We start from the raw sequence: 3,010 nt of genomic DNA on the forward strand, positions 1-3,010 counted from the left end.
GAACCGCGGCGCGAGCCGGTGTTCAACCTGCCGCCCGTCGTGCTGGCGGTGATCGGCATCTGCGTCGTCGTCTACCTGTTGCAGCAATATGTGTTGAGCGAATCCCAGCAGATGACATTGCTGTATGACGGGGCCTTCATCCCCGTTCTCTACACCGGGCAATACGGCTTCGACTGGTTCCTGTTTTCGCGGCCCTTCACTTATGCCTTCATGCATGGCGGCTTTGCCCATATCGCCATCAATATGGTGTGGCTCGCCGCGTTTGGTTCACCATTGGCAAACCGTCTGGGAGCGCTGTGGTTCGCGCTGTTTTTTGCCGCAACCGGGCTGGCTTCGGTCGCGCTTTTCTGGGCGATGCATCCTTATGGTGAGGCGCCGCTGGTCGGGGCTTCCGGTGCGATATCGGGCATGATGGGGGCTGCGGCGCGTTTCGGCTTCCGCACCGACCGTTCGGCCGGCAAGGCCGCCTTCGCCGGCCCTGTGCTGCCGATCGCATTCGTATTGCGCCTGCGCGGTGTCGTGATCTTCCTCGCCATGTGGATGGCCATCAATCTCGCCACCGGCCTGCTCGGGTTTGCCCCAGGGGTAGATGGTCAGATCGCCTGGGAGGCTCATATTGGCGGCTTTGCCGCGGGCTTCTTCGGCCTGCGCTGGTTCGACAGGCGATGGCAGGCGCCCGAGTGGGAGACGACTGACCACCGCACTTGAAATGCAACCGATCACGGCGCACGATGTTCACTCTTACGTGAAGGCCGGTCAGGGCAGGAACCGGCAGGCAAAGCAGAGGAGGACGCCATGACGGTGAAGGCAATTCTCGAGAGAAAAGGCCATGACGTGTTGACGCTCGGGCCGAACGAAAAGCTGAGCGAAGCCATCCGCATCCTGGCAGAGCACAAGATCGGTGCGCTGGTCATCACCAATGGCGATCGCAAGATCGTCGGCATCCTGTCAGAGCGCGACATCGTCCGGGTTGTCGCCCGGGAAGGTGGAGCCGCGCTCGATATCGCCGTGCGTTCGGCGATGACGCCGAAGGTGAAGATCTGCAACGAAAATCACACCGTCAACGAGGTGATGGAGATTATGACCCGCGGCCGTTTCCGCCATCTGCCGGTGGAAAAGGACGGCATGCTCGATGGCATCGTGTCCATCGGCGACGTGGTCAAGCGCCGCATCGAGGATGTCGAGCGCGAGGCCGACCAGATCAGGGCCTATATCGCCACTGCCTGAACGGTGAGGCGAACCGCCGGCCGGAGAACCGACCGGCGGAACCGCGGGCTACCTGTTGTCGAGTTCGGAGCGGACGAGTGCGAGCCCGCGCCGGGTGATGCGGTAGGGGCCGCCTCCCGACGAAGAAACCGCCTTCTTCCGCTTCAGCTTTCGAAACATGTCGAGATCGACGTCCGGATAGTGCCAGCCGTCGCGGGTCAGGCATGTGACGGAGGCGATCCGCTTCTTCTCGTTCTTTTCGATTTCAATGCGTCCGCCCTGCGCGAGCAGGTGCAGGATGCGCTGTTCAGTGCGCGAAATATCCATGTGAGAGTTTTCCGGGAAAACAAAAAATGCCGCCGCCGCGAAGCTTCGCGGCACGGGGTTTCAGGTTTTCTGCCCTGCCTCGCCAAGAGGTCAGGGCCTTACCGGGACTGAGCGTAAGTGGACATCCACTCTCCATTGGAATGAGCGTCCTATAGGCGAAAGCGGCTGAAAAGGCCAGTCCGTGGCTTTGCGCTTGTCTCTTTTGGCGGTTTGCACTAGCGAATGATTTCACGTTCGACGTGAAATTCAGGTTCAAACGTGAAATCAGTCACCGCAATTCGCAGGCCGCCATGTCCCTTATCGACACCCGCACACCCGACGCCAAGCGCCTGATCCCCGGCGCAACCGGCGACTGGGAGATCATCATCGGCCTCGAGGTCCATGCGCAGGTCACGTCGGAAGCAAAGCTGTTTTCGGGCGCCTCGACGGCCTTCGGCGCGCCGCCCAACGCCAATGTCAGCCTGGTCGATGCGGCGATGCCGGGCATGCTGCCGGTCATCAACGAGGAATGCGTCAAGCAGGCGATCCGCACCGGCCTGGGGCTGAAGGCGCAGATCAACCACAAGTCGGTCTTCGATCGGAAGAACTACTTTTATCCCGACCTGCCGCAGGGCTACCAGATCTCGCAGTTCAAGCAGCCGATCGTCGGCGAAGGCACGGTGATCGTTTCGGTCGGCCCGGACCGCCAGGGCGAATTCGAGGACATCGAGGTCGGCATCGAGCGGCTGCATCTGGAGCAGGATGCCGGCAAGTCGATGCACGACCAGCATGCGACCATGTCCTATGTCGATCTCAACCGCTCCGGCGTGGCGCTGATGGAGATCGTCTCCAAGCCGGACATGCGCTCGGCCGACGAGGCCAAGGCTTATGTCACCAAGCTGCGCACCATCGTGCGCTATCTCGGCACCTGCGACGGCAACATGGACGAAGGTTCGATGCGCGCCGACGTCAACGTTTCGGTGCGCAGGCCGGGCGGCGAGTTCGGCACGCGCTGCGAGATCAAGAACGTCAACTCGATCCGCTTCATCGGCCAGGCCATCGACTATGAGGCGCGCCGGCAGATCGCCATTCTCGAGGATGGCGGCAAGATCGATCAGGAGACGCGGCTGTTCGACGCCGTCAAGGGCGAGACGCGCTCGATGCGCTCCAAGGAAGAGGCGCATGATTACCGCTACTTCCCCGATCCCGACCTTTTGCCGCTGGAATTCGACCAGGCCTATGTCGATGCGCTGGCCAAGGAATTGCCGGAACTGCCGGACGACAAGAAGGCGCGGCTGATCGCGTCGCTCGGCCTGTCCGTCTATGACGCCTCGATCCTGGTTTCGGAAAAGCCGATCGCCGACTATTTCGAAAAGGTGGCCGCCGGCCGCGACGGCAAGCTTGCCGCCAATTGGGTCATCAACGATCTGCTCGGGCGAAACCGGAGCGTTTTCAATGTCTTTTCCGGCCTTGTTCAATTGCCCGAGCAGATCGTTGA

4 protein-coding genes are annotated in these 3,010 nt (G+C 61.5%); 3 read left to right on the forward strand and 1 reads right to left on the reverse strand.

Features of this window, described 5'->3' with window-relative positions; translation table 11 throughout:
- The coding region (locus EOC06_RS35245; protein ID WP_164898932.1) for a rhomboid family intramembrane serine protease at positions 1 to 708 on the forward strand (708 nt) is incomplete at its 5' end.
- 87 nt (positions 709 to 795) lie between these two features.
- On the forward strand, positions 796 to 1,227 hold the full coding sequence (locus tag EOC06_RS35250) for a CBS domain-containing protein (RefSeq protein ID WP_027039198.1): 432 nt from the start codon (positions 796 to 798) through the stop codon (positions 1,225 to 1,227).
- Positions 1,228 to 1,275: 48 nt separating this feature from the next.
- On the opposite strand, the gene EOC06_RS35255 is transcribed toward EOC06_RS35250, so the two are convergent.
- Positions 1,276 to 1,533 (reverse strand): YjhX family toxin, encoded by a 258-nt coding sequence (locus EOC06_RS35255; protein ID WP_128309974.1) that lies wholly within the window; start codon positions 1,531 to 1,533, stop codon positions 1,276 to 1,278.
- A gap of 290 nt (positions 1,534 to 1,823) precedes the next feature.
- Here EOC06_RS35255 and gatB point away from each other — a divergent pair.
- The coding region (gene gatB / locus EOC06_RS35265) for an Asp-tRNA(Asn)/Glu-tRNA(Gln) amidotransferase subunit GatB (protein WP_128309975.1) at positions 1,824 to 3,010 on the forward strand (1,187 nt) is incomplete at its 3' end.

It is taken from the genome of Mesorhizobium sp. M7A.F.Ca.MR.362.00.0.0, from assembly GCF_004023175.1.
In the GTDB taxonomy this organism is placed as follows: Bacteria; Pseudomonadota; Alphaproteobacteria; order Rhizobiales; family Rhizobiaceae; genus Mesorhizobium.

Coding starts and splice junctions, on each gene's coding strand:
- EOC06_RS35250 (WP_027039198.1), top strand. CDS start 796: ATGACGGTGAAGGCAATTCTCGAGAGAAAAGGCCATGACGTGTTGACG.
- EOC06_RS35255 (WP_128309974.1), bottom strand. CDS start 1,533: ATGGATATTTCGCGCACTGAACAGCGCATCCTGCACCTGCTCGCGCAG.